The organism is Prauserella aidingensis (assembly GCF_024171865.1).
In the GTDB taxonomy this organism is placed as follows: Bacteria; Actinomycetota; Actinomycetes; order Mycobacteriales; family Pseudonocardiaceae; genus Prauserella; species Prauserella aidingensis.
In genome coordinates this window covers 239400-262759 of the sequence record NZ_JAMTCN010000003.1, presented here as the reverse complement: position 1 = coordinate 262759, position 23360 = coordinate 239400, and the positions used below count along the sequence as shown (strand labels likewise).

19 protein-coding genes are annotated in these 23360 nt (G+C 71.4%); 7 read left to right on the top strand and 12 right to left on the bottom strand.

Annotated elements, in window-relative coordinates:
* Positions 1-51: 51 nt before the first annotated feature.
* Together dnaE and LY13_RS05310 are read left to right on the top strand one after the other, a co-directional pair.
* The gene (gene dnaE, locus LY13_RS05315; RefSeq protein WP_253827071.1) at positions 52-3618 is read left to right on the top strand and encodes a DNA polymerase III subunit alpha; all 3567 of its coding nucleotides are present in this window, start codon (positions 52-54) and stop codon (positions 3616-3618) included.
* A gap of 137 nt (positions 3619-3755) precedes the next feature.
* The gene (locus LY13_RS05310) at positions 3756-5168 is read left to right on the top strand and encodes an MFS transporter (protein ID WP_253827262.1); all 1413 of its coding nucleotides are present in this window, start codon (positions 3756-3758) and stop codon (positions 5166-5168) included.
* Here LY13_RS05310 and LY13_RS05305 read toward each other — a convergent pair.
* The 5 genes from LY13_RS05305 to LY13_RS05285 form a co-directional block, all read right to left on the bottom strand.
* Positions 5161-5907: an SIR2 family NAD-dependent protein deacylase gene (locus LY13_RS05305; protein WP_253827070.1), complete on the bottom strand. Its 747-nt coding sequence runs from the start codon at positions 5905-5907 to the stop codon at positions 5161-5163. The genes LY13_RS05310 and LY13_RS05305 overlap by 8 nt on opposite strands.
* Before the next feature lie 52 nt (positions 5908-5959).
* On the bottom strand, positions 5960-6715 hold the full coding sequence (locus tag LY13_RS05300) for a DedA family protein (protein WP_372493754.1): 756 nt from the start codon (positions 6713-6715) through the stop codon (positions 5960-5962).
* A gap of 119 nt (positions 6716-6834) precedes the next feature.
* Positions 6835-7848 (bottom strand): lipoyl synthase, encoded by a 1014-nt coding sequence (lipA, locus tag LY13_RS05295; RefSeq protein WP_253827068.1) that lies wholly within the window; start codon positions 7846-7848, stop codon positions 6835-6837.
* Positions 7849-7885: 37 nt separating this feature from the next.
* Positions 7886-8839, bottom strand: a complete 954-nt coding sequence (locus LY13_RS05290; protein WP_253827065.1) for an oxidoreductase — start codon at positions 8837-8839, stop codon at positions 7886-7888.
* A gap of 90 nt (positions 8840-8929) precedes the next feature.
* Positions 8930-9469, bottom strand: coding sequence for a hypothetical protein (locus LY13_RS05285; RefSeq protein WP_253827063.1), 540 nt, complete (start codon positions 9467-9469; stop codon positions 8930-8932).
* Between the two features lie 204 nt (positions 9470-9673).
* Here LY13_RS05285 and LY13_RS05280 point away from each other — a divergent pair, with 204 nt between their 5' ends.
* A complete protein-coding gene (locus tag LY13_RS05280) occupies positions 9674-10276 on the top strand; it encodes a TetR/AcrR family transcriptional regulator (protein ID WP_253827061.1) in 603 nt (200 codons plus the stop codon).
* Positions 10277-10401: 125 nt separating this feature from the next.
* Positions 10402-11334 carry an LLM class F420-dependent oxidoreductase gene (locus LY13_RS05275; RefSeq protein ID WP_253827059.1) on the top strand — a complete coding sequence of 311 codons (933 nt, stop codon included), beginning with the start codon at positions 10402-10404 and terminating at the stop codon, positions 11332-11334.
* A 20-nt stretch (positions 11335-11354) separates the two neighbouring features.
* Here the strand turns inward: LY13_RS05275 and lipB are convergent, their stop codons facing one another.
* The 5 genes from lipB to lpdA all read right to left on the bottom strand — a co-directional run bounded on the left by lipB (position 11355) and on the right by lpdA (position 17224).
* Positions 11355-12098 carry a lipoyl(octanoyl) transferase LipB gene (gene lipB / locus LY13_RS05270; RefSeq protein ID WP_253827056.1) on the bottom strand — a complete coding sequence of 248 codons (744 nt, stop codon included), beginning with the start codon at positions 12096-12098 and terminating at the stop codon, positions 11355-11357.
* Positions 12095-12769 (bottom strand): phosphatase PAP2 family protein, encoded by a 675-nt coding sequence (locus LY13_RS05265; protein WP_253827055.1) that lies wholly within the window; start codon positions 12767-12769, stop codon positions 12095-12097. The genes lipB and LY13_RS05265 overlap by 4 nt, the downstream gene beginning before the upstream one ends.
* 15 nt (positions 12770-12784) lie before the next feature.
* Positions 12785-13669: a TIGR01777 family oxidoreductase gene (locus LY13_RS05260; RefSeq protein ID WP_253827054.1), complete on the bottom strand. Its 885-nt coding sequence runs from the start codon at positions 13667-13669 to the stop codon at positions 12785-12787.
* A 288-nt stretch (positions 13670-13957) separates the two neighbouring features.
* The gene (sucB, locus tag LY13_RS05255) at positions 13958-15793 is read right to left on the bottom strand and encodes a 2-oxoglutarate dehydrogenase, E2 component, dihydrolipoamide succinyltransferase (protein ID WP_253827053.1); all 1836 of its coding nucleotides are present in this window, start codon (positions 15791-15793) and stop codon (positions 13958-13960) included.
* 57 nt (positions 15794-15850) lie between these two features.
* Positions 15851-17224 carry a dihydrolipoyl dehydrogenase gene (gene lpdA / locus LY13_RS05250; RefSeq protein WP_253827052.1) on the bottom strand — a complete coding sequence of 458 codons (1374 nt, stop codon included), beginning with the start codon at positions 17222-17224 and terminating at the stop codon, positions 15851-15853.
* A 249-nt stretch (positions 17225-17473) separates the two neighbouring features.
* Here lpdA and LY13_RS05245 point away from each other — a divergent pair, with 249 nt between their 5' ends.
* Together LY13_RS05245 and LY13_RS05240 are read left to right on the top strand one after the other, a co-directional pair.
* Entirely contained in the window at positions 17474-17845 is a 372-nt protein-coding gene (locus tag LY13_RS05245) for an oxidoreductase (RefSeq protein ID WP_253827261.1), read from the top strand.
* 174 nt (positions 17846-18019) lie between these two features.
* A complete protein-coding gene (locus LY13_RS05240; protein WP_253827050.1) occupies positions 18020-19579 on the top strand; it encodes an alkaline phosphatase D family protein in 1560 nt (519 codons plus the stop codon).
* 40 nt (positions 19580-19619) lie between these two features.
* Here the strand turns inward: LY13_RS05240 and LY13_RS05235 are convergent, their stop codons facing one another.
* Positions 19620-20633, bottom strand: a complete 1014-nt coding sequence (locus LY13_RS05235; RefSeq protein WP_253827049.1) for an SMI1/KNR4 family protein — start codon at positions 20631-20633, stop codon at positions 19620-19622.
* Positions 20634-20682: 49 nt separating this feature from the next.
* Complete coding sequence (locus LY13_RS05230; RefSeq protein ID WP_253827048.1) at positions 20683-22176, bottom strand: leucyl aminopeptidase; 1494 nt, start codon at positions 22174-22176, stop codon at positions 20683-20685.
* Between the two features lie 120 nt (positions 22177-22296).
* Here LY13_RS05230 and LY13_RS05225 point away from each other — a divergent pair, with 120 nt between their 5' ends.
* Positions 22297-23328 (top strand): hypothetical protein, encoded by a 1032-nt coding sequence (locus tag LY13_RS05225; protein WP_253827047.1) that lies wholly within the window; start codon positions 22297-22299, stop codon positions 23326-23328.
* Positions 23329-23360 lie beyond the last annotated feature (32 nt).

Genomic DNA, 23360 nt, shown 5'->3' with positions numbered 1-23360 from the left:
CCGAGTTTCGCGGGCCCGCGCACGCGCGCGGTCGAAGGGGAGGTTTCACCGGTGTCCACGGATTCCTTCGTCCACCTGCACGTGCACACCGAGTACTCCATGCTCGATGGTGCGGCGAAGATGGCTCCGCTGTTCCAGGAGGCCTCGCGCCTCCAGATGCCTGCCGTGGGGATGACCGACCACGGCAACATGTACGGCGCCGACGAGTTCTACCAACAGGCGAAGCAGGCGGGCATCAAGCCGATCATCGGCATCGAGGCCTACGTCGCGCCGGAGAGCCGGTTCCACAAGAAGCCGGTCTTCTGGGGGCAGAGCAGTCAGCGCGGCGCCGACGACTCCGGCGAGGGCGGCGACGTCTCCGGCGGTGGTGCCTACACCCACATGACGATGCTCGCCCGGAACGCCACCGGACTGCGGAACCTGTTCAAGCTGTCGTCGCTGGCGAGCATGCAGGGCTACTACCGCAAACCCCGCATGGACCGCGAGCTGATCGCCGAGAACGCCGAGGGCATCATCGCCACCACCGGGTGCCCGTCCGGCGAGGTGCAGACCCGCCTGCGCCTGGGCCAGCCGGAGAAAGCCCTCGAAGCCGCGGCCGACTACCGCGACATCTTCGGCAAGGACAACTTCTTCCTCGAGCTGATGGACCACGGCCTCGCCATCGAACGCTCGGTGCGCGAGGGCCTGCTGAAGATCGGCAAGGAACTCGGCATCCAGCCGCTGGCGACCAACGACTCGCACTACGTCACCAAGGACCAGGCCGACGCCCACTCGGCGTTGCTGTGCGTGCAGTCCGGCAAGACGCTGTCCGACCCCAACCGGTTCCAGTTCAACGGCGACGGCTACTTCCTCAAGTCGGCCGAGGAGATGCGCGAGTACTGGGACTCCGAGGTGCCCGGTGCCGCCGACGCGACGTTGATGATCGCCGAGCGTGTGGAGTCCTATGAGGACGTCTACTCGCACAAGGACCGGATGCCGCGGTTCACGGTGCCGGAGAGTCACGACGAGTCGAGCTGGCTGCACCACGAGGTCATGCGCGGCCTCGAGTGGCGCTTCCCCGAGGGCATCCCGGACGGCTACGTCGAACGCGCCGAGATGGAACTCGGCGTCATCGGGCAGAAGGGCTTCCCCGCCTACTTCCTCGTCGTCGCCGACCTCTGCAACTACGCGCGCAGCGTCGGCATCCGCGTCGGCCCCGGCCGTGGGTCCGCGGCGGGCGCGTTGGTGGCCTACGCGCTCGGTATCACCAACCTGGACCCGCTGCCGCAGAACCTGCTGTTCGAGCGGTTCCTCAACCCCGAGCGTGAGTCGATGCCCGACATCGACATCGACTTCGACGACCGCAGGCGCGGCGAGATGGTCCGCTACGCGACCGAGAAGTACGGCGCCGACAAGGTCGCCCAGGTCATCACGTTCGGCACGATCAAGACGAAGGCCGCGATCAAGGACGCCGCCCGTGTCCACTACGGCCAGCCGGGCTTCTCGATCGCCGACCGCATCTCGAAGGCCCTGCCGCCGCCGATCATGGCCAAGGACATCCCGCTGGCCGGCATCGTCGACCCCGAGCACGAGCGGTACGGCGAGGCCGCCGAGGTGCGCTCGCTCATCGAGAGCGACCAGGAGGTCTCGACGATCTTCGAGACCGCCCGGGGGCTCGAAGGTCTGATCCGCAACGCCGGTGTGCACGCGTGCGCGGTCATCATGTCCAGCGAGCCGCTGATCGACACGATCCCGCTGTGGCAGCGCGACGACGGTGCGGTCATCACGGGGTGGGACTACCCGTCCTGTGAGGCCATCGGCCTGTTGAAGATGGACTTCCTGGGGCTGCGCAACCTCACGGTCATCGGCGACGCCATCGACAACATCAAGATCAACCGCGGCGAGGAGATCGACCTCGACCGGCTGGGCATGGACGACCCCGAGTCGTACAAGCTGCTGGGCCGCGGTGACACGCTCGGCGTGTTCCAGCTCGACGGCGGCGCCATGCGCGATCTGCTGCGCCGGATGCAGCCCACGGGCTTCGACGACATCGTCGCCGTGCTCGCGCTGTACCGGCCGGGTCCGATGGGTGTGAACGCCCACAACGACTACGCCGACCGCAAGAACGGCCGGCAGGAGATCATCCCGATCCACCCCGAGCTCGAAGAGCCCCTGAAGGAGATCCTGGCCTCGACCTACGGCCTGATCGTCTATCAGGAGCAGATCATGCAGATCGCGCAGAAGGTCGCCGGTTACTCCATGGGCCGAGCGGACGTGCTGCGCCGGGCGATGGGCAAGAAGAAGAAGGAGGTCCTCGAGAAGGAGTTCGAGGGCTTCCACGCCGGGATGCAGGAGAACGGGTTCTCCGACGCGGCCATCCAGGCCCTGTGGGACACGATCCTCCCGTTCGCCGGGTACGCGTTCAACAAGTCGCACGCCGCCGGGTACGGCCTGGTGTCGTACTGGACCGCCTACCTGAAGGCGAACTACCCGGCCGAGTACATGGCGGCGCTGCTGACGTCGGTGGGCGACAACAAGGACAAGTCCGCGGTGTACCTGTCGGAATGCCGCAGGCTCGGCATCAAGGTGTTGCCGCCGGACGTCAACGAGTCGGGCCCGCGGTTCACGGCCGTCGGCGACGACATCCGCTTCGGCATGGGCGCGGTACGCAACGTCGGCGGCAACGTCGTCGAGTCGATCATCAAGACGCGCGAGGAGAAGGGCAAGTACTCCTCGTTCACGGACTTCCTCGACAAGTCCGAGCTCGTCGCGTGCAACAAGCGCGTCATCGAGTCGTTGATCAAGGCGGGCGGGTTCGACTCGCTCGGCAACACGCGGCTGTCGATGGTGCAGGTGCACGAGGACGCGGTCGAAGCGGTCGTGCCGCTCAAGCGTCAGGAGGCGATGGGGCAGTTCGACCTGTTCGGCGCGGGCTCCGCCGACGAGGGTGCCGACGCCGCCGCCTCGTCGTCGCCGCTGGCGCACCTCACGTTCGACGACGAGGAGTACCCGCGGAAGCAGAAGCTCGCCTACGAACGGGAGATGCTCGGCCTGTACGTGTCCGGTCACCCGCTGGACGGCGCCGAGCGGATCCTGCGCAAACACGCGAAGAAGCCCATCGCCGCGATCCTCGCCGACCCGCCGAAGGAGGGCGAGATCGAGATCGCGGGCCTGCTGACGTCGGTCGAGCGGCGCGTCAACAAGAAGGGCGAACCGTGGGCGATCTGCACGGTCGAGGACATGGACGCCTCGCTCGAGGTGCTGTTCTTCCCGAAGTCGTACGCGATCTTCGCCGCCGACCTGGTGGAGGACAACGCCGTCGTCGTCAAGGGCCGCGTCAACTGGCGTGAGGACAAGATGTCGGTGTTCGGCGGCGGTCTCGTGCCGCTGGACCTGTCCGACATCGCCGCGGGCGACGAGGAGCCGCCGCTGATGCTCGTCGCGTCGGCGGAGAAGCTCGACCAGAGCGTGGTGGTCGAACTCAAGCAGACGCTCAAGGCCCATCCGGGGGAGACGCCGGTGCGGCTGAAGCTCGTCGGCAAACGCGAGACCCTGTTCGCGTTGTACGACTATCCGGTGAAGGTCAGCTCGATGCTGATGGGCGAGCTCAAGGGCATCCCGGGAATCATGGCCGGCTGACCGTTCCGCCGGTGCGGACGTGGGGCTCCGCCGAGGGTCGTCGCCGCGCTCACCTCGCTGCGGCGCCCTACCGTGGCGAGGTGAGCGAAACCGCCGTGGCCACGCCGGATCCACGACGCTGGCGGGCCCTCGCCGTCATGCTGACCGCGGGGTTCATGTCGCTGCTCGACGTCAGCATCGTCAACGTCGCACTGCCGTCCATCCAGGACGCTCTCGACGCCGGCGTCGCGGGCACGCAGTGGGTGGTGTCCGGCTACGCGCTCACGTTCGGCCTGGTGCTCGTCACGGGCGGACGGTTGGGCGACGCGCTCGGCAGGCGGCGGATGTTCCTCGTGGCGCTGTCCGCGTTCGTCGTCACCAGCGGCATCGCGGGTGCCGCAGGGAGCGAGGGCATGCTGATCGCGGCGCGCCTGGCACAGGGCGTGGCCGCAGGCATGCTGGCGCCGCAGAACACGGGACTGATCCAGGAACTGTTCCACGGTGCCGAGCGGGGCCGGGCGTTCGGCCTGTTCGGCGCGACGGTCGGGGTGTCCACGGCCGTCGGACCGGTGCTGGGCGGGTTGATCATCGCGGCGTTCGGTGACGACGGGTGGCGGTGGGTGTTCTACGTCAACCTGCCGATCGGCCTGGTCGCACTGGTGCTGGCGGCGCGGTGGGTGCCGAAGCGGGAATCGCTCCGGACCGGTGTGGTCTCGCAGCTGGACGTCCCCGGCATCGTGCTGCTCGGCCTGGCGGTCCTCGGCGTGCTGCTGCCCCTGGTGCAGTCGGAGCACGGCGGGCTGACGACGCTGTGGTGGATGTTCCCGCTGGCGGGCGTGTTCGCGTGGCTGTTCGTGCGGTGGGAGCGCGCGGTGGTGCGACGCGGTCGCATGCCCGTCCTGCACCCACGGCTGTACACGAGCACACCCGGATACGCGCTCGGCGCCACGATCGGTGCTGCCTACTTCTGCGGGTTCGGCGGCATGTGGCTGGTGTTCGCCATGTTCTTCCAGCAAGGACTCGGCTTCTCCCCGCTCGAGTCGGGGCTGCTGGTCACCCCGTTCGCCCTCGGCTCGGCCGTCTCGTCGCCGCTCGCGGGCCGTGCGGTGGCCCGGTGGGGCCGGAAGGTGACGCTCACCGGGCTCGGCCTGGTGGCGGTCGGCGTCGGGCTCGTCGCCGTGCTCGTGCCGCTCCTTCCCGACGGAGCCGTCGGCTACGCCGTTGCGGTGCCGCTGCTGCTGGGCGGGATCGGCGGCGGCATGGTCATCTCACCGAACACGACGCTGACCCTCGATCGCGTACCGACGCACATGGCGGGTGTCGCCGGAGCCGCGCTGCAGACGGGACAGCGGCTGGGCACGGCCCTGGGCGTAGCCGTGCTGGGCGCCGTGTACCACGCGGGAGTGACCGATGGTGCCGGATATCGCACCGGCCTGGCGATGGCGATGGTGTGCGCCGTCGGGTTCACGCTCGTGGCGATGACCGTCGCGGTGGCCGACGCGCGGCGGCATCCGCAGCGCAGGCTCACCGCCGGGCAGTCGCCCGCGAGCCGCGACGGCCCGCTCACGTGAGCCGGGGCAGCACCTCGGCGAGCGGTTCGCGCAGCACCACGTCGGCGACGTTGTCGTACGGCGTGGGGGAGGCGTTGCAGATGACGATCGACGCGCCGGTACCCGCGGCGACGTCGACCAGCCCGGCCGCCGGGTGCACGGTCAGCGACGTTCCCGCGGCCACCAGCACGTCGCACGAGATCGCGGCGACCCGCGCGCGGTCCAGCACGGCGGCGTCGAGCGCCTGCCCGAACGAGATGGTCGCGGACTTGAGGATTCCGCCGCACACGGTGCACGGCGGGTCCTCGGAGCCCGCCCGGACGCGGTCGAGCGCCTCCGCCATGTCGCGCCGGTCTCCGCAGTCGAGGCACTCGGTGTGGAACATCGTGCCGTGCAGCTCGACGACCGTGTCCGGGTCGGCCCCGGCCCGTTGATGCAACTCGTCGATGTTCTGCGTGACGATCGCGGTGAGCGTGCCGCGTCGCTGCAGGGTGACGAACGCCTCGTGCGCCGGGTTCGGACTCGCCTGCCAGGCAGGGTGGTCGAGCCGCGCCTGCCAGGCTCTCCTGCGGACGTCGGCGCTGGCCACGTAGTCGTGCAGGTTCGACAGCTTCTCCGCCTCCGGATCCCGCGTCCACAGGCCGTTCGGGCCGCGGAAGTCGGGGATACCGGAGTCGGTGGAGATGCCTGCGCCGGTCAGCGCGGTGATGCGGCTCGCCCCCGTCGCCAGGTCGCGAGCGCGCCGGAGGTCGGCGTCCATGTGTTCCATGATGCGCCCGGCCGCCGCGGTCACGTCGACAGGGCCGCGTCGGTCAGCCCGGAGACGTCGACGGCCGGTCGTCCGAGTCCGGACCGGCTGCGGGAGCGGGCGCGTCACCGGCGGAGGACGTCCGGCCGTCGACCGCGCCGGTCGTCGCGGTGCCGGCAGGGTCGTCGCCGTCGGTCGCCGACGGCATGGCCGCCATCGCCTTCTTGCGCTTGAACCGCAGCAACGCGAACACGGCGATCGCCGCGAACACGGCCACCACGATCATGCCGCCGGTGCTCATGGCGTCCTCGACCTGCTTGGCCGCTTCACCGAGCGCCGCGCCGAGCGCGATGTGCAGTGCGGACCAGCACGTGGCACCGGCGACCGCGGCGGGCAGGAACTTGTGGAACGGCAGCCCCGACGTGCCGGACGCGGCGGGCGTCAGCGTGCGCACCACGGGGAAGAAGCGGGCGAAGAAGACCGCCCACGCGCCGCGGCGCTGGAGGATGCCGGTGGCCTTGTCCCAGGCGTCGACGCCGTACTTCTGGATCAGCTTCGTCTCGCGCAGCTTCGGACCGAACCGCCTGCCGATGGTGTAGCCGATCGAGTCGCCGATGCCCGCGCAGACCGTCACGACGATCCACAGCACGAGGAATCGCGGCACCGTGGTGGCGGTCGTGGCCGCGATCAGCAGCCCCGACTCCCCGGGCGCGAGGAACCCCAGGCCGATCGTGCATTCGAGCAGTACGAGCAGACCGGTGGCCCCCACCAGCGCCGGTTGCGGCAGGCTCTGCAGCCAGTTCAGTAAGTCGGTGACCACGGTCAACCCCTGTTCGTCATCCCCACCAGACGCGGCCTGCGAAACAGAACGCCGCGTGTGCACGCGACACTATCGGTCGGCGCGCACACGCGGCGTCAGGGATCACCCGAACGTCCTTCTCAGGACGAGGACTCACGCGCCAGCACGCTGCTGGCCTCCTGGGCGGCGGGCGCTTCGGCGGCCAGGTGCTGCAGGTTCTCGGGCAGCTCCTCCCCGCGGTGCGCCTTGGTCTTGGCGTAGAGCTTGCCCGCGCGGTAGGACGAGCGGACGAGCGGACCCGCCATGACACCGGGGAACCCGATCTCCTCGGCGGCCTTGGTGTGCTCGACGAACTCCTCGGGCTTGACCCAACGGTCCACCGGGTGGTGCCGCGGCGAGGGGCGCAGGTACTGGGTGATCGTGAGGATCTCGCAGCCCGCGTCGAACAGGTCCTGCATCGCGGGCGCCACCTCGTCCGGCGTCTCGCCCATGCCGAGGATCAGGTTCGACTTGGTCACCAGCCCGGCCTTGCGGGCCTCGGTGAGGACCTGCAGCGAGCGCTCGTAGCGGAATCCGGGACGGATGCGCTTGAAGATCCGCGGCACCGTCTCGGTGTTGTGGGCGAGCACCTGCGGCTCCGAGCTGAACACCTCGGCCAGCTGGTCCGGGTTCGCGTTGAAGTCCGGGATCAGCACCTCGACGCCGGTGCCCGGGTTGAGCCGGTGGATCTCGCGGACCGTCTCGGCGTACAGCCACGCGCCGCCGTCCTCGAGGTCGTCACGGGCGACGCCCGTGACGGTCGAGTAGCGCAGGCCCATCGCCTGCACGCTCTCGGCGACCCGGCGCGGCTCGTCGGTGTCGAGCTCGGCGGGCTTACCGGTGTCGATCTGGCAGAAGTCGCACCGGCGCGTGCACTGGTCACCACCGATGAGGAAGGTGGCTTCGCGGTCTTCCCAGCATTCGTAGATGTTGGGACAGCCCGCCTCTTCGCACACGGTGTTCAGACCTTCGCGGCGGACGAGACCCTTGAGTTCGGTGAACTCGGGGCCCATCCGGGCTCGCGTCTTGATCCACGACGGCTTTCTCTCGATCGGGGTCTGGCTGTTGCGCACCTCGAGACGCAGCAGCTTCCGACCCTCCGGCAAGGCAGTCACGGTTCCCACCCTACGCCCCGCTTCGGAGCGGACAAGGTCATGCCGGGTCGGGCGTGACACCCGTCAACTCGGCGGTGAGGTCCCACAATGCGGACCCGGTGGCAGGGTCGGCCGCCGGGGCCAGGGGGCACACCGTGCCGGGCTTGCCGCGCAGCTGGCCGGGGCCGAGCGGGCCGAGGTAGTCACCGCCGGAGACGTCCGGGGCGGTCGCGGCGTAGAGCTGCGGTGCGGTGCCCTGCTCGGTGTTCTGCGCCAGCAACAGCCCGCCGAGCCGTCCTCCGACGTTCATCACACCGCGCAGCACGACGTTGCGCTGGGCCCGTGCCATCGCCGGTGCCAGTCCGGTGTCGCTGTAGCCGGGGTGCGCGGCGACGCTCAGTACGTCGTCGCCCACCGCGCGCAGCCTGCGGTCCAGTTCGAGCGCGAACACCTGGTTGGCCAGCTTCGACTGGCCGTACGCCGCGACCGGGCTGTAGCGGCGGTGCTCGAAGTTCGGGTCGACCGTGTCGATGCGGCCCGTGCGTGCGGCGAGGCTGGACACCGTGACGATGCGGGCGCCGGGCCGGGTGCGCAGCGCGGGCATCAGGAGCCAGGTCAGCGCGGCGTGTCCCAGGTGGTTCGTGCCGAACTGGAGCTCGAACCCGTCGCGGGTCGTCTCGCGCGGCGGCGCCATCACGCCCGCGTTGTTGACCAGCACGTCGAGCGCGTCACCGGTGTGGTCCCGGACCTCGGCGGCCGCGCGGCGGACGGAGGTCAGGTCGGCGAGGTCGAGCTCGACGAGCCGCGGCGGGGTGGCGGCCCCGGCGGCGATGGTGTCGAGGGCCTGCTTGCCGCGTTCGGGGGAGCGGCACGCCAGCAGCACCATGGCGCCCCGCGCGGCCAGCACCCGTGCGGTGTGCAGGCCGAGGCCGGAGTTCGCGCCGGTGACCAGAACCGTCCTGCCGCTCTGGCTCGGGATGTCGGATTCGCTCCAGCTGTCCGTCCGCGTCATGGCCGACAACCTACCGACCCGTAGTGACGGGTCGCCAACAGAGTCGCGTCCTCCCCGGTGCGGCCGCACCGGGGAGGACGGTGAGGGGCCTCAGCCGGTTGGTGCGAGCTTGCGGAGCAGCTGGCCGAACGGGTTGCGGGGCGCGGAACCCGGTTCGGACGCCCGCGTGCGCATCAACCCGACGAGGGTGTTGCCGATCTGCGTCACCTCGTCGGCCGGTTCGCCGGGCTCGGCGAGCCCCGCGGTGACGGCCATCATGCGCAGTTCGGCCTCGTGGGCGCGGCGCAGGGCGGGGTGGCCGTCGAGGTGTGCGTCCAGGACCGCGCGGAGCGTGGCGTGCTCGGACAGCGTCGTGCGCCACGCGCGCGACACGGCTTCGACGTGGTCGGTGTCACGCCCACCCGGCAGGTCGGCCGAGTCCTCGGGGCCGCCGACCTCGGCACGCAGCCGTCCGCTCAGGGCCTGATGCCAGCGGTAGTGGAGCGCGAGGAGCAGGTTCTCCTCGGTGCCGAACTCGTCGGCCGCTCCGGGAATCTCCGAGACCGACAGTGGTGCCTCCGGGTCGCGCCGGGCGTGGCGCAGGACGGTGTCGAGGATGTCGCGTCGTCTGTAGTAGTCGTTCCAGCTCATGGGTTCCCCCTGCTGCGTGGTTGCGCGACGTCGCTGTCGGGACACTCTGTGGTCAGGACACTCTGTGGTCGGGACACATCGTCGTGACCGGGAAGAATGGCCATACTGCGGGTTTGCGGCATACCGTCGGTACGGAGCCGACGGCACGAACATACCACCGGTATGGCGGTGGGAAACCCGAGTAGAGTTGTGAGCGTGGTGACAATGCGGTCCAGGCGGGACGACTACTCGGAATCGACGCGAGCGGCGCTGGTCACGAGCTCCGTTCGGCTGTTCACCGAACGCGGGTACGCCGGCACGTCGCTCGACGAGATCACAAAGCGGGCGCGCGTGACGAAGGGCGCGCTGTACCACCACTTCAGCGGTAAGCAGGCCGTGTTCGAGGCGGCGTTCGACGAGGTCGAGGCCGAGGTCAAAGGCCGCCTGGAGAAGATCCTGACCGGCTCGCAGCCGCCGTGGGAGCGCGCGCTGGCCGGGCTGCGCGAGTTCATCGGCAGCTGTCTCGACCCCGCCTACCAGCGGATCGCGCTGCAGGAAGCGCCGGTCGTCATGGGCTGGGCGCGCTGGCGCGAGGCCGAGGACCGCTACAGCTTCGGGCTCATCAAGCAGGCACTACAGGACCTCATCGACGCCGGTGAGGTGCTGGCCGTGCCTGTCGAGGTGACGTCCCGGTTGTTGTTCGGCGCGCTGTGCAGCGCCGCCACCGAGATCGCCCACTCCACCGACCAGCGCACGGTCGGCGAGGAGATCGAGGACGTCGTCGTGCGGCTGCTGAACCAGGTCCGCAGTCAGGCCGCCGACGCGTGACGTTCTGGCCCGCCCGTCGCCCACCGCCGCCCAACCGGCCACGCTTCGCGTGACGTCCTAGGCCAGCCCGTCGCCCACCACCGCCCAACCCGACACGCTTCGCGTGACGTTCTAGTCTCGTGACCGTGGAACTCAGGATCTTCACCGAACCCCAGCAAGGCGCCGACTACGAGGACCTCCTCCGGGTCGCGAAGGCGACGGAGGACAACGGCTTCGGCGCGTTCTTCCGCTCCGACCACTACCTGAAGATGGGTGACGCGTCCGGTCTCCCCGGCCCGACCGACGCGTGGCTCACGCTCGCGGGCCTGGCCCGCGAGACGTCGACCATCCGCCTCGGCACGCTCGTCACCGCGGCGACCTTCCGGCACCCGTCGGTGCTGGCGATCTCCGTCGCGCAGGCCGACCGCATGTCCGGTGGCCGTATCGACTTCGGCTTCGGCTCCGGCTGGTACGCCGACGAGCACACCGCCTACGGCATCGACCTCCCGCAGACGAAGACGCTGTTCGACCGCTACACCGAGCAGCTCGCCGTCATCACCGGCCTGTGGGACACGCCGGAAGGGGAGACGTTCTCGTTCTCCGGCGACCACTACACGCTCGACGGCGCGCCCGGCCTGCCGAAGCCGGCGCAGCGGCCGCGTCCTCCGGTGATCCTCGGCGGCGGTGGCAAGAAGCGCACCCCCGCGCTCGCGGCCCGGTACGCCGACGAGTTCAACACCCCGTTCATGGACGCCGAGTCCGCGGCGGCGCAGTTCGAGCGCGTCGACGCGGCCGCGAAGGAGGCGGGTCGCACCACGCCGATCCGCCGATCCGCCGCCCTCGTCGTGGCCGTCGGCCGGGACGACGCCGAGATCGCCCGGCGCGCGGCCGCCATCGGGCGCGAGGTGTCGGAGCTGAAGGGGAACGGCCTCGCGGGCACGCCCGCCGAGGTCGTCGACACGATCGGCGCGTGGCGCGAGAAGACGGGCGTGTCGAGGCTGTACCTGCAGGTCCTCGACCTGTCGGACCTCGACCACCTCGAACTCATCGGTTCCGAGGTCGCCCGCCAGCTCGACTGAGCACCCGCGACGACGGACCGTCAGTTCTGGAGGGCGAAGGTGACGCCGGGGGCGGACGGCTGCTGGCGGGCCAGCCAGCGGTCGTCGCTCACCGGCAGGTCGCCGTCCAGGGCCGCCAGCACCGCGTCACGCGCGTACGGGAGCGCCTCGGAGACCGGTACCTCCCGGCCGAGCTCCTGCGACAGCGACGTCGTGCCTGCATCGCTGATGCCGCACGGCACGATCCGGTCGAACGCGCTCAGATCGGCGTTGCAGTTGAGTTCGAACCCGTGCATCGTGACGCCGCGTTGCACCCGGATGCCGATGGCGGCGATCTTGCGTTCCGGGCCGCGGTCGTCGGCGGGCAGCCACACCCCGCTGCGGCCGTCGACACGTCCCGTGTGCACGCCGAACGTCTCGCACACGTGGATGAGCGCCTCCTCGATCCGGCGGACGTACTGCACCACGTCCACCGGGTCGGCCAGCTTCACCAGCGGGTAGCCGACGAGCTGGCCGGGTCCGTGCCAGGTGATGCGGCCGCCGCGGTCGACGTCGATCACCGGTGTGCCGTCGGTCGGCCGGTCCTCGGGCTGGGTGCGCTTGCCCGCGGTGTACACCGACGGGTGTTCCAGCAGCAGCATCGTGTCGGGTCCGGTCTCGTCGGCGCGAGCGTCGGCGTAGGTGCGCTGCAGCTCCCACGCCTCGAGGTAGTCGATCGTGCCGACCTCCCGCACGTCGACGGGCTCGGACGCGGTACGGCAGGAAAGGTTCGCGTTCGCAGTCACGGAGCCGACTCTACTCCCGGCGGTCGCGGCGGGACCGGCGTCAGTCGTAGCGCAGCGACGGCCACCAGCCCCGCACCGGTGACCCCGGCGACCGCGCCCGCGGTGTCGGTCAGCCAGTGCACGTCCAGCACGACACGGCACGCCGCGCACGTCACGGTGGCCAGGACCGCGGCGACCGCGACCGTGCGACGCAGATGCGGGGCCAGCCATGCGGCGAGCAGCCATGCGGCGAATCCGGTCGCCGCGACGGACGTGACGTGCCCGCTCGGATACGCCCAGTCGGGGAACTCGCGGGGCCGGTCACGCGCGAACAACGGTTTCGCGACGGCGCTGACCAGCCGGCACACGCCCAGCACGACGAGGATCCGCACCACCAGCGCGGCACGCTGCGGATCGGTGCGTCGACGGCGCACCGCGGCCATGACGAGGGCGAGCCCGAGAATCGCGGGCAGTATCGGACCGAGCACGGCGCTGACGATCCACGCGACGTCGCCCACCGGTGTGCGCCACAGGCCGTGGAGGCGGTCGCTCAACGCGGTGTCGGCATCGGTGCCGTTCCGTGCGACGAGACCGAGCGTGACGAACCCGACGAGCAGCGCGACGCCCGCACCCGCGAGGCGGCGGCGTGCGGTCGGCGCGGCGGTCGACGTGGTGGTCGGCTGGCCCGGCACGGAGTCGGCGCCCGGTCAGGTGACGGCGGCCAGGGCCTGGTCGATGCGGGGGTGGGCGAACGTGAACCCGGCCTCGGGCAGCCGGCCGGGCACGGCGCGCGGACCGGACAGGAGCATCTCGTCGGCCGCGTCGCCCAGCACGGTCCGCAGCGCGACGGCGGGCACCCGCCACGGTGTCGGCCGGTGCAGGGCTTCACCGAGTGCGCGGGTGAACTCGGCGTTCGTGACCGGTTCGGGCGCGGTCAGGTTCACCGGACCGGAGACGTCGCCGTCGCGCAGCAGCAGTTCCGTCGCCGCGACGTGGTCGTCGAGTCCGATCCAGGGGAAGTACTGACGGCCGTCGCCGAGTTTCCCGCCGAGTCCGCACCGGAACAGCCGCCGCAGGGGAGTGAGCAGCCCGCCGTGGGCCGACAGCACGGGCGAGGTCCGCAGGTGCACCACCCGGGCGCCGGCGTGTGCGGCCGAGTCGGCGGCCGACTCCCACGCGCGGCACAGGTCGGCGAGGAATCCGGATCCGGGCCCGGCGGATTCGTCGACCTCGCGGTCGCCGGTGTCGCCGTAGACGTTGATGCCGGAGGCGTTGAGCAGCACCGGCGTGCCGTGGCGGGCGACGGCGTCGGCGAGCACCTCGGTCGGCTCGACGCGACTGTCGATCAGGTGCTGTTTGCGGGCGCCGCTCCACCTTCCCGAGGCCAGTGGTGCGCCGCACAGGTTCACCACGGCGTCGACGCCGTCGAACGCGCCGTCGTCGATCCGCCCCGCGGGCGGCTCCCACCCTCGTTCGTCGGCGGCGCGCGGCTCGCGCCGTACCAGCCGCAGGACGTCGTGCCCGGCGGTGCGCAACCTCGTGACCAGGGCGCCACCCAGCAGCCCACTCGAACCCGCGACCAGAACTCGCATAACGCCTCACCTTATCGGTGATTCGTCGCATTCCGCCGCCGCTGCCGGACACCGGCGCGGCCGACGACGCCGGGGTATCGGGTGCCGACTCCTGCGATCGGTCCCTCGGCACGGGGAGCCCGTTCACCGGACCGGTGGTCCGATGTGGACCGTGAAACGGGTCGAGGGGTCGGGCCCGGTACCGCACCGGGCCCGACCCCTCGAACGGGATCGGGCTCCGGTTCGAGGGTCACTGTTCGGGTGACCGCCGAACCGGCAGGCCCCGGCATGGAGCCGGGGCCGCGGGACTCAGAGCCCCAGCTCGTCCTCGAAGTTGCCCTCTTCGAGCCGCTGCTTGATCGTCGTCAGGAAGCGGCCCGCGTCGGCACCGTCGATGAGCTGGTGGTCGTACGTCAGCGGCAGGTACGACATCGACCGCACGGCGATCGTGTCGTTGCCGTCCTCGTCGGCCACGACCACCGGGCGCTTGACGACCGCGCCGGTGCCGAGCATGCCCGACTGGGGCTGCACGATGATCGGCGTGTCGAACAGGGCGCCGTTGCTGCCGATGTTCGTGATGGTGAACGTGCCGCCGGTCAGCTCGTCCGGAGTGACCTTGTTGGTGCGTGCCCGCTCCGCCAGGTCCGCGATGCGGTGGGCCAGACCGGACAGGCTCAGCTCACCCGCGTCGTGGATGACCACCGACAGCAACCCACGCTCGGTGTCCACGGCGACGCCGAGGTTGATCGAGCCGTGGTAGGTGATCTCCTTCGTCTCCTCGTTGTAGGAGGCGTTGACGTTCGGGTGCTGCTTCAGCGCCTCGACCGTGGCCTTGGCGAAGAACGGCAGGAACGTCAGGTTCACACCTTCGCGCTCGCGGAACGCCGCCTTCGCGCGCTGGCGCAGCTTGGCGATCTTCGAGACGTCGACCTCGTGCACCTGCGTGAGCTGCGCCGAGACCTGCAGCGACTCCTTGGTCTTCTCCGCCGTGATCTGGCGGATCCGATTGGCCTTCTGCACGGTGCCGCGCAGTGCGGCCTTCTCCGCGTCGGACACCGGCGCCGGAGCGGCGGGCTTCGAGGGTGCTGCCGACGACGCGGCCGGTGCGGCCGAACCGCTCGGAGCGGCCGCAGGGGCCTGCTGCTGCTTCGCGTCGACGGCGGCGAGCACGTCCTGCTTGCGGATCCGGCCGCCGACGCCGGAACCGGTCAGGCTCGACAGGTCGATGTCGTGCTCGGCCGCGAGCTTGCGCACCAGCGGCGTCACGTACGGCGTGCCGCCGCCGTCGCCCTGTGCGGGCGCCTGCTGTGCCGGTGCCTGCTGCGCCGGGGCGGGTTGAGCAGGGGCGGGCTGAGCAGGCTGTGCCGGTGCCTGCTGCGCGGGTGCCTGCTGCGCGGGAGCGCTCGGGGCGGGCTCGGCGGCCGGGGCGGGAGCCTCCTGCTGCGGCGCCGGGGTCGGCTCGGGTTCCGGCGCAGGCTCGGGCTCCGGAGCGGGGGCGGGCGCCGGAGCGGACGGTGCTGCGTCGGCCGAGCCGATCACCGCGAGCTGGCCGCCGACCTCGACGGTCGTGTCCTCGCCCGCGGAGATCTCCAGGAGCGTGCCCGCCATCGGGGACGGGACCTCGGTGTCGACCTTGTCGGTCGAGATCTCCAGCAACGGCTCGTCGACCTCGACGGAGTCGCCGACCTGCTTGAGCCACCGGGTGACGGTGCCCTCGGTGACGCTCTCACCGAGTTCGGGCAGGGTCACCGGGCTGCCCGAGGCGGAGCCCCCGGAGGACGCGGCCGGCGCGGCGGCGGGCTCCGGAGCGGGCTCGGCGGGCGCCGGCTCTGCGGGTGCGGCCGACTCGGCGGGCGCGGACTCCGCGGGCGCGGCCTGCTCGGCGGGCGCCGACTCGCCGCCACCGGAGCCGTCGTCGACCAGCGCGAGCTCACCGCCGACCTCGACGGTGTCGTCCTCCTTGGCGATGATCTTCTGGACGGTGCCCGCGACGGGCGAAGGGACCTCGGTGTCGACCTTGTCGGTGCTGATCTCCAGCAACGGCTCGTCGACCGCGACCGACTCACCCTCCTGCTTCAGCCACCGGGTGACGGTGCCCTCCGTGACGCTTTCCCCGAGCTCCGGCAATGTGACGGAGTACGCCATCGTTTGCTGACTCCCTTGGTTCGTTGTCGATGTTGGTCTTGGGTGCGAGCCGGGGCGTCAGCCGTGGACGTGCAACGGCTTGCCCGCGAGGGCGAGATGTGCCTCGCCGAGCGCCTCGGACTGGGTCGGGTGGGCGTGGATGAGCGGCGCGACGTCCTCGGGGAAAGCCTCCCAGCTGTAGATCAGCTGGGCCTCGCCGATGAGTTCGCCGACGCGGTCGCCCACGAGGTGCAGGCCCACGACCGGCCCGTCCGGCGCCTTGACCAGCTTCACCGCGCCGGAGGTCTTGAGGATCTGGCTCTTGCCGTTGCCGCCGAGGTCGTAGGTGAACGCCTCGACGTCGGAGCCGTACTTCTCCTTGGCCTCGGCCTCGGTCAGCCCGACGGAGGCGACCTCCGGGTGCGAGTACGTCACGCGCGGGATGCCCGCCTCGTCGATCGGCGACGGGTTCAGGCCCGCGATCTCCTCGGCGACGAACACGCCCTGCTGGAAGCCGCGGTGGGCGAGCTGCAGACCGGGCACGATGTCGCCGACGGCGTAGACGTTCGGATTGCTCGTGCGCAGGCGCTCGTCGGTGACGACGAAACCGCGGTCGAGCTGGATGCCCGCCTCCTCGTAGCCGTGGCCCGCGGTGTTGGGACCGCGGCCGACGGCGACCAGCAGCACGTCGGCCTCGAGCGTCTCACCCGATTCGAGGGTCACCGTGACGCCGTTGTCGTCCTGCTTGGCCTCGGTGAACTTCACGCCCGTCTTGTAGCCGATCTTGCGGCGGCGCAGCGCGCGTTCGAGCTGCTTGGAGGCGAACTCGTCCTCGTTCGGCACCAGCCGCGGCAGCGCCTCGACGATCGTCACGTCGGTGCCGAAGGAGGCCCACACGCTGGCGAACTCGACGCCGATGACGCCGCCGCCCAGCACGACCGCCTTCTTGGGCACGTGGTCGAGCTGGAGGGCCTCCTCGCTGGCGATGATGCGCCCGCCGAGCTCGAGGCCCGGCAGTGTCTTCGAGTACGAACCGGTGGCCAGGATGATGTTCTTACCGGTGTAGCGGGTGCCGTCGACCTCGACGGTCGTGCCGCCGACGTAGGTCCCCGAGCCTTCGACGAAGGTCACCTGATGGTGCTTCGCCAGACCCTGCAGGCCCTTGTACAGCCGGGTGACGATGCCGTCCTTGTACTTGTGGACCCCGGCCATGTCGACGCCCTCGAGCGTGCTCTTCACGCCGAACTGCTCGCCTTCGCGGGCCGAATCGGCGACCTCGGCGGCGTGCAGCAGCGCCTTGGTCGGGATGCACCCTCGATGCAAGCACGTGCCGCCCAGCTTGTCCTTCTCGATCAGCGTCACGGACATGCCCAGTTCGGCGGCACGGAATGCCGCGGCGTAACCGCCCGATCCGCCACCCAGGATCACCAGGTCGGCTTCAGCGTCGCTCACTTCTCCAACTCCCTCGCGCAGGTCTCCTCCGGCACCCGGTCGCCCTGTGAACACTACGCGGCGCTGTGCGGCGCCGGGTGCTCACGCGGCCTCCCAGAGGGTGTCTGTGGTGTACGCACGCGCGCACGCGCGCGCTTGTCATGCCTCATCCTGTCACTTCGTGTCCGGGAGGTGCGAAGTGTGGTCGGTGAGGGTGTCCCACGACTTCGGAAATAAGGGACAATGATCGTCGGAGGCGAACGTGGAGAGGTGATCGACGTGGGGCTGTTCGACCGACTGCGGAGCAAGCGCGGTGGGAAACAGCGACCCGGGACGTTGCGCGGGGTGAGCGACGCGGACACGGCCCATCTGGATGCGTGGGCGTCCGAGCGGCGCGGGGTCGAGGCGTACGTGGAGCCCCGGACGAACGTCACCGAGACGACGGTCGTGCTGGTGGCGCACGACGGCGAGTGGACCCGCAGGCGCATCGGCAGTCTGGGGAAGGCGCAGGACTTCGGCAGCAAGCGCTCCATCCCGGTGTACGAGGTGGCGCGCACCGGATACCCACAGCGCATGCGCGACTACACGCAGCGGCAGCGAATCCTGGAGAAGCGCAGGCGGCAGGCCGAACGCGACGCGTGAGACGCGGGGCGGGCGGCTCTGTCGGGTGACGCCGCCGGGCGGGCGTGTGCCCTGCGCGCCTGTTCAGCCGGTCGTCGGATGCATTCCACACGGGCGACCGCGAGCGGACATTCGGTGATCGACCGGGCCTGATGACTTGTCACTCCGATCGGTGAACACGACGGAGGAGACCTCATGAACGGCTTCGATCGACGCAGGTTTCTGGAACTCGGCGGCGCGGCGGGCGCCGCACTGGCGGCGGGCGGGCTGACCGCCGGACCGGGCTGGGCCTCGCCGGCGCAGCGCTCCCGGTTCACGGGCCACCCGTTCGCGCTCGGGGTCGCGTCCGGCGATCCGCTGCCCAGCGGCGTGGTGCTGTGGACCCGGCTGGCACCCGAACCGCTCGCCGAGGACGGCTCCGGCGGGATGCGGGGCCGCGGCGTGGTGCCGGTGCGATGGGAGGTCGCCGAGGACGAGCGCTTCTCCCGGCGGGTCGCCCACGGGGTGTCCAACGCCACACCGGAACTCGGCCACTCGGTCCACGTCGAGGTCGACACGCTGAGGCCGGACCGCGAGTACTTCTACCGGTTCCGGGTCGGTGGCGAGATCAGCCCCGTCGGGCGGACCCGCACGGCGCCCGAGGCCGGCGCGAACCTCGACCGGCTGGCATTCGCGTTCGTCTCCTGCCAGAACTATCCGGCCGGCTACTACACGGCACACCGGCACCTCGCCGACGAGGATCTGCGCGCGGTGGTGCACCTCGGCGACTACATCTACGAGGGCGGCGCGACCGGGAGCCTCGGCCGCGCACACGCGCCCGCCCGCGAGGTCGTCTCGCTCGCCGACTACCGCATCCGGCACGCCCAGTACCGGACCGATGCCGACCTGCAGCGTTCGCACGCGGCCTTCCCGTGGATCGTGACCTGGGACGACCACGAGGTCGAGAACAACTACGCGGACGAGATCTCCCAGCACGAGGGCGTCGCTCCCCGCGACTTCCTCGTCCGCCGCGCCGCGGCCTATCAGGCCTACTACGAGCACCTGCCGTTGCGCCGCTCGTCGGTGCCGACGGGTCCGGACATGCGGATCTACCGGCGGCTGCGGTTCGGCACGCTCGCCGAGTTCAACGTGCTCGACGGCCGCCAGTACCGCAGCGACCAGGTCGACCGGAACTCGCCGGAGGCGCAGGATCCCGACCGCAGCATGCTCGGCGCGGAACAGGAACGCTGGCTGCTCGACGGTCTCGGTGCGTCGACGGCGCGGTGGAACATCCTCGCCCAGCAGACCGTGATGGCGCGGGCCGACCGCGACCCCGGCGAGGGACTGCGGTTGCCGATGGACAACTGGAACGGCTACGAACCCGCCCGGCAGCGCCTGTTCGACGGGGTCGTCGAACGAGGCGTCGACAACATGGTCGTGATCACCGGCGACGCCCACTGCAGTATGGCCGCCGACCTGAAGCAGGACTTCGCCGACCCGGATTCGCGCACGGTGGGCGCGGAGTTCCTCGGCACGTCGATCAGCTCGGGCGGCGACGGCGCCGACATGGACCGGCGCGGTGAGCAGTGGCTGGCCGCCAACCCGCACATGAAGTTCTACAACCAGCGGCGTGGATACGTCCGCTGCACGGTCGACCGCGACAGCTATCGCGCCGACTACCGCGTGGTGCCGTACGTCACGCGGCGTGGCGCACCGGTGAGCACACTGGCCGGGTTCGTGGTCGAGAACGGCAGGCCCGGCGTCCAGGAGGCGTGAGCACGCGCCGCGGTGGTGCCGGCGGGCGTCGGCACCACCGTCAGGCGCTCGCCTCGAGCAGCCGCAGATGCTCCTCCAGTACCGACCGGATGCCGGGGTGGACGCTGCGGCCGAACAACTCGTCGTCCTCGGTGACCTCGCCGGAGGGCCACAGCGTCAGCACGGGCGGGTCGCTGATCACGACGCCGGGGCCGGACGCGCCGGTCTCGACGCCGTGGCGGAGCTCGGACACCCCGAGCAGCCGCGGGAACACCACGTCGGCCCGCAGGCCGTCGCACACGCCCAGGAACCTGCGGAACTCCTCGGGCAGCGTCCGGCCCAGCCGGTTCTCCGCGTGGTCGACGGCCGCCACCGAGGCGGGCGGCGGCACCGCGTCCGGTTCGCCGCGCAGCCGCATGATCTCGGCGATCAGCTCCCGCCAGCCCGCGTCGAGGCCTTCGGCGCGGTACCGCCGGTCGAGCGCGGCGACGAGCGCGGCCGTGTAGTTCCACGCCCAGTCGGTGTCGACGGCCAGTTCGCCGTCCACCAACAGCGGGGCGACGTGCCGGCACGCCGCGAGCGTCGCGGCGTCGGGTTGCGGGATCTCCCTGGCGACCTCGGCCCACCGGTGCAGTGCCTCGCGGGCGGCGTCGAGGTCGCCGGACGCTGCGGCGTGCTCGGCCGCCGCAGCCGCCTCCCGCTGCCGCCTGCCCCGCGGCGGCAGCGAGTCCCGCTCGGCGAGGACCTTCTCGTGCTCGGCCTGTTCGGCGTCCGGATCGAGCGGGACGAGCCCGTCGGCCCAGTCCGGTCGCCCGCGCCGGTTGTCGGCGTGTCCGTCACGGGCGGCGAGCAGCATCGCCCACGCCCGAGCCGTGACGGCGGTGGCGGCCAGCCGGTCGACGCCGCGGCCGGTGGCCGTCAGCCAGTGCCGTACGAGCCGGTCCGAATCGCCGAGCGCGCCCGCGCACGCGAGGAGCAGGGCCTCGCGTGCGACGGTCGCGTCGACGGCGTCGTCGGTTCCCGTGAGCACCGTCCGGACGGACCCCTCGGGGTGGTCACCGCTGCCCGCCGTCACCGGACGTCTCCCGACATCCTCGTTCTCCAGTGGCCGTGGGCGGTACGCGTCAGCCGTTGTCGGCGATGTCGGACAGCACCGCCGCGATGGTGCGCACCGGAACGCCCGTGCCGCCCTTGCCGGTGTAGCCCCACGGCGAGCCGGTGTTGTACGACGGGCCCGCGATGTCGATGTGCGCCCACGGCAGGCCGTCGGCGACGAACTCGCGCAGGAAGATGCCCGCGGCGAGCATGCCGCCCCAGCGCGCGCCCGTGACGTTCGCGAGGTCGGCCAATTTCGAGTCCAGTTCGGACCGCAGCTCGTCGGGCAGCGGCATCGGCCAGGCGTTCTCGCCGGTGGCCTGACCGAGCTCGGCGACACGGTCGCGGAACTCGTCCGCGCCCATCACGCCCGCCGTCCGGTTGCCCAGCGCGACGACCTGTGCGCCGGTGAGCGTCGAGGTCTCGATGAGGTAGTCCGGGTCGTCCTCGGCGGCGCGCACGATCGCGTCGGCGAGCACCAGCCTGCCCTCGGCGTCGGTGTTGAGTACCTCGACGGTCTTGCCGCCGTACATGGTCAGCACGTCCCCCGGCCGGTACGACGTGCCCGACGGCATGTTCTCCGCGAGCGGGATGTAGGCGGTGACCTCGAGCGGGAACTTCAGCTTCGCGGCCAGCAGCACCGACGACAGCACCGCAGCGGCGCCGGACATGTCCGACGTCATGTTGTCCATGTTCGCCGCGGGCTTGAGCGAGATGCCGCCCGTGTCGAACGTGATGCCCTTGCCGACGAGGGCGATCTTCTTGCGCGCCTTCGCGCCCCTGTAGGTCACCTTCACCAGCCGCGGCGGGCGCGACGAGCCGGCGCCGACACCGAGGATGCCGCCGAAGCCCTTGCGCTTGAGCTGCTTCTCGTCGAGCACCTCGACGGCCACTCCCGCGTCCTCGGCCAGCGCGCGGGCACGGTCGGCGAACGAGGCCGGGAACAGGTCGTTCGGCGGCGTGTTGATGAAGTCGCGCGTGGTGCAGACCGCCTCAGCCGTGGCCGTCGCGGCCTTCAGCGTGGCGCGGTGCTGCTTCGCGGTGCCCTCCGCAGGCGCCGCGACGTCCACGTTCTGCACGGGCTTGTCGCCCTTCTCGGACTTGTACTCGGTGAACGTGTACGCCCCGAGCGCGACACCCTCCGCCGCGGCCTGCAGATCGACGGCCGACAGCGTGGTCAGTGCGCGCTTCGTGCCCGCGAGAGCACGGCCCGCGGCACCGGACGCGCGCCGGACCTGCTCGGGCGTCACCTCCGGCTGTCCGAGTCCGACCGCCAGCACCACGTCGGCGGCCAGCCTGCCGAGCGACGGCACCTTCACGACCTCCTCGGCCGCGCCGGTCGCGCCGAGCGTGGTCAGGACCTCGGCGAGCGTGCCGCCGTAGGCGGCGTCGACCGCCTCGGCGCCGGGCGCCAGTTCGAGGCCGCCCGCGGCCTGCACGGTGCCGACGACGACGGTCTGCGCGCGGGTCTTCGCCAGCGACGCCTCGGTCAGCTCGGTCAGGGCAAGCTTCGGAACGGCCACGTCGGACTCCTCATCTCGGTTGTTCACTCGTCGGCCATGCTATTGACGCTTCCGGCGGTCGCGGGAAGTAGGTACGGACGATCGCGGCATGTAGGCACGGACGAAAGTGGGTGGACAGCGGTGTGGATCGCGCTGGGCGTGCTCGGCGGGCTCGCGGCGGCGGTGGCCGGCGCGGGCTGGTGGGCTCCTGCCGGCATGGCGCTGGCCGCGGTGTTCGTCCTGGTCGCCGAGCCGGGCGTGGGCCGTCCGGGCATGCTCGGAGAGGTGGCCGAAGCCGGCGGGACGCGTGAGCGCGACACGGCTCCCGAGGACGCAGGCGAGGCCCGGGAGGGGGCCGTCCGCGCCGCCGCGGCGGGCCGTCCCGACGTCCCGCGGCTGGTCGACGGCGTGGCCCGCGCGGCGCGGCTGGCGATCGTGGTGCTGGCCGCGTCGACGTTCGCGGCCTATCTGGCGCCCGACCACCGGCCGGCGGCCGCGGTGCTGCTCGTGGCCGGAGTCGCGGTCGCCGACGTGGCGGGGATCGGCCTCGACACCTACTGGCGGCGCTGGGTGGGCGGTCTGCTCCTGGTGGCGGGCGGCGCCTTCGTGGCGGTGTGTCTGGGCGTGAGCCCCGTGCGGTCGCCCGTGGCCGAACCGGCCGCGATCGGCGGCCCGTGGAGCGTGCTCGCCGGAGTGCTCTCCGCCGCCGCGCTGTTCGTGCCGGTGTTGCGCGGCCGGTCGCGGCGCACCGTCGTGGTGGGCGCCGTCGCGGCACTGGCCGTCGCGGGCGCCGCGCTGTACCAACTGGGTCCGCTCCGGCTCGGCCTGTCGTCGACGTCGCTGCGGGACGTCTTCGTCGCCGCCGACGCCGAGCCGCTCGTACCGGTGCTGGGCGGGGTCGTCGCGCTCGCGTGCCTGCCCGCGGCGCTCACGGCGTTCGGAGCCGTCCGCGACGGAGCTCATTCGTCGCGGGTGGTGAGCACGGTCGTGCCCGCCGCGGTGGCGGCGATCCCCGCGGCACTGCTGGCGCCCGCCGCCGCGGTGACGGTCGCGGCGATGCTCGCGCTCACCGAGTTCGTCACCCGCGCCGCCACCGGTCCGCGCGGTGCTCGGCGGGTGGCGGTCGCCGTGACGGCCGTCGTGCTGTTCGGCGGGTTGCTCACCCGGTTGTGACTCACCCTGCTCCGACCCGCCGGCACGCGCCC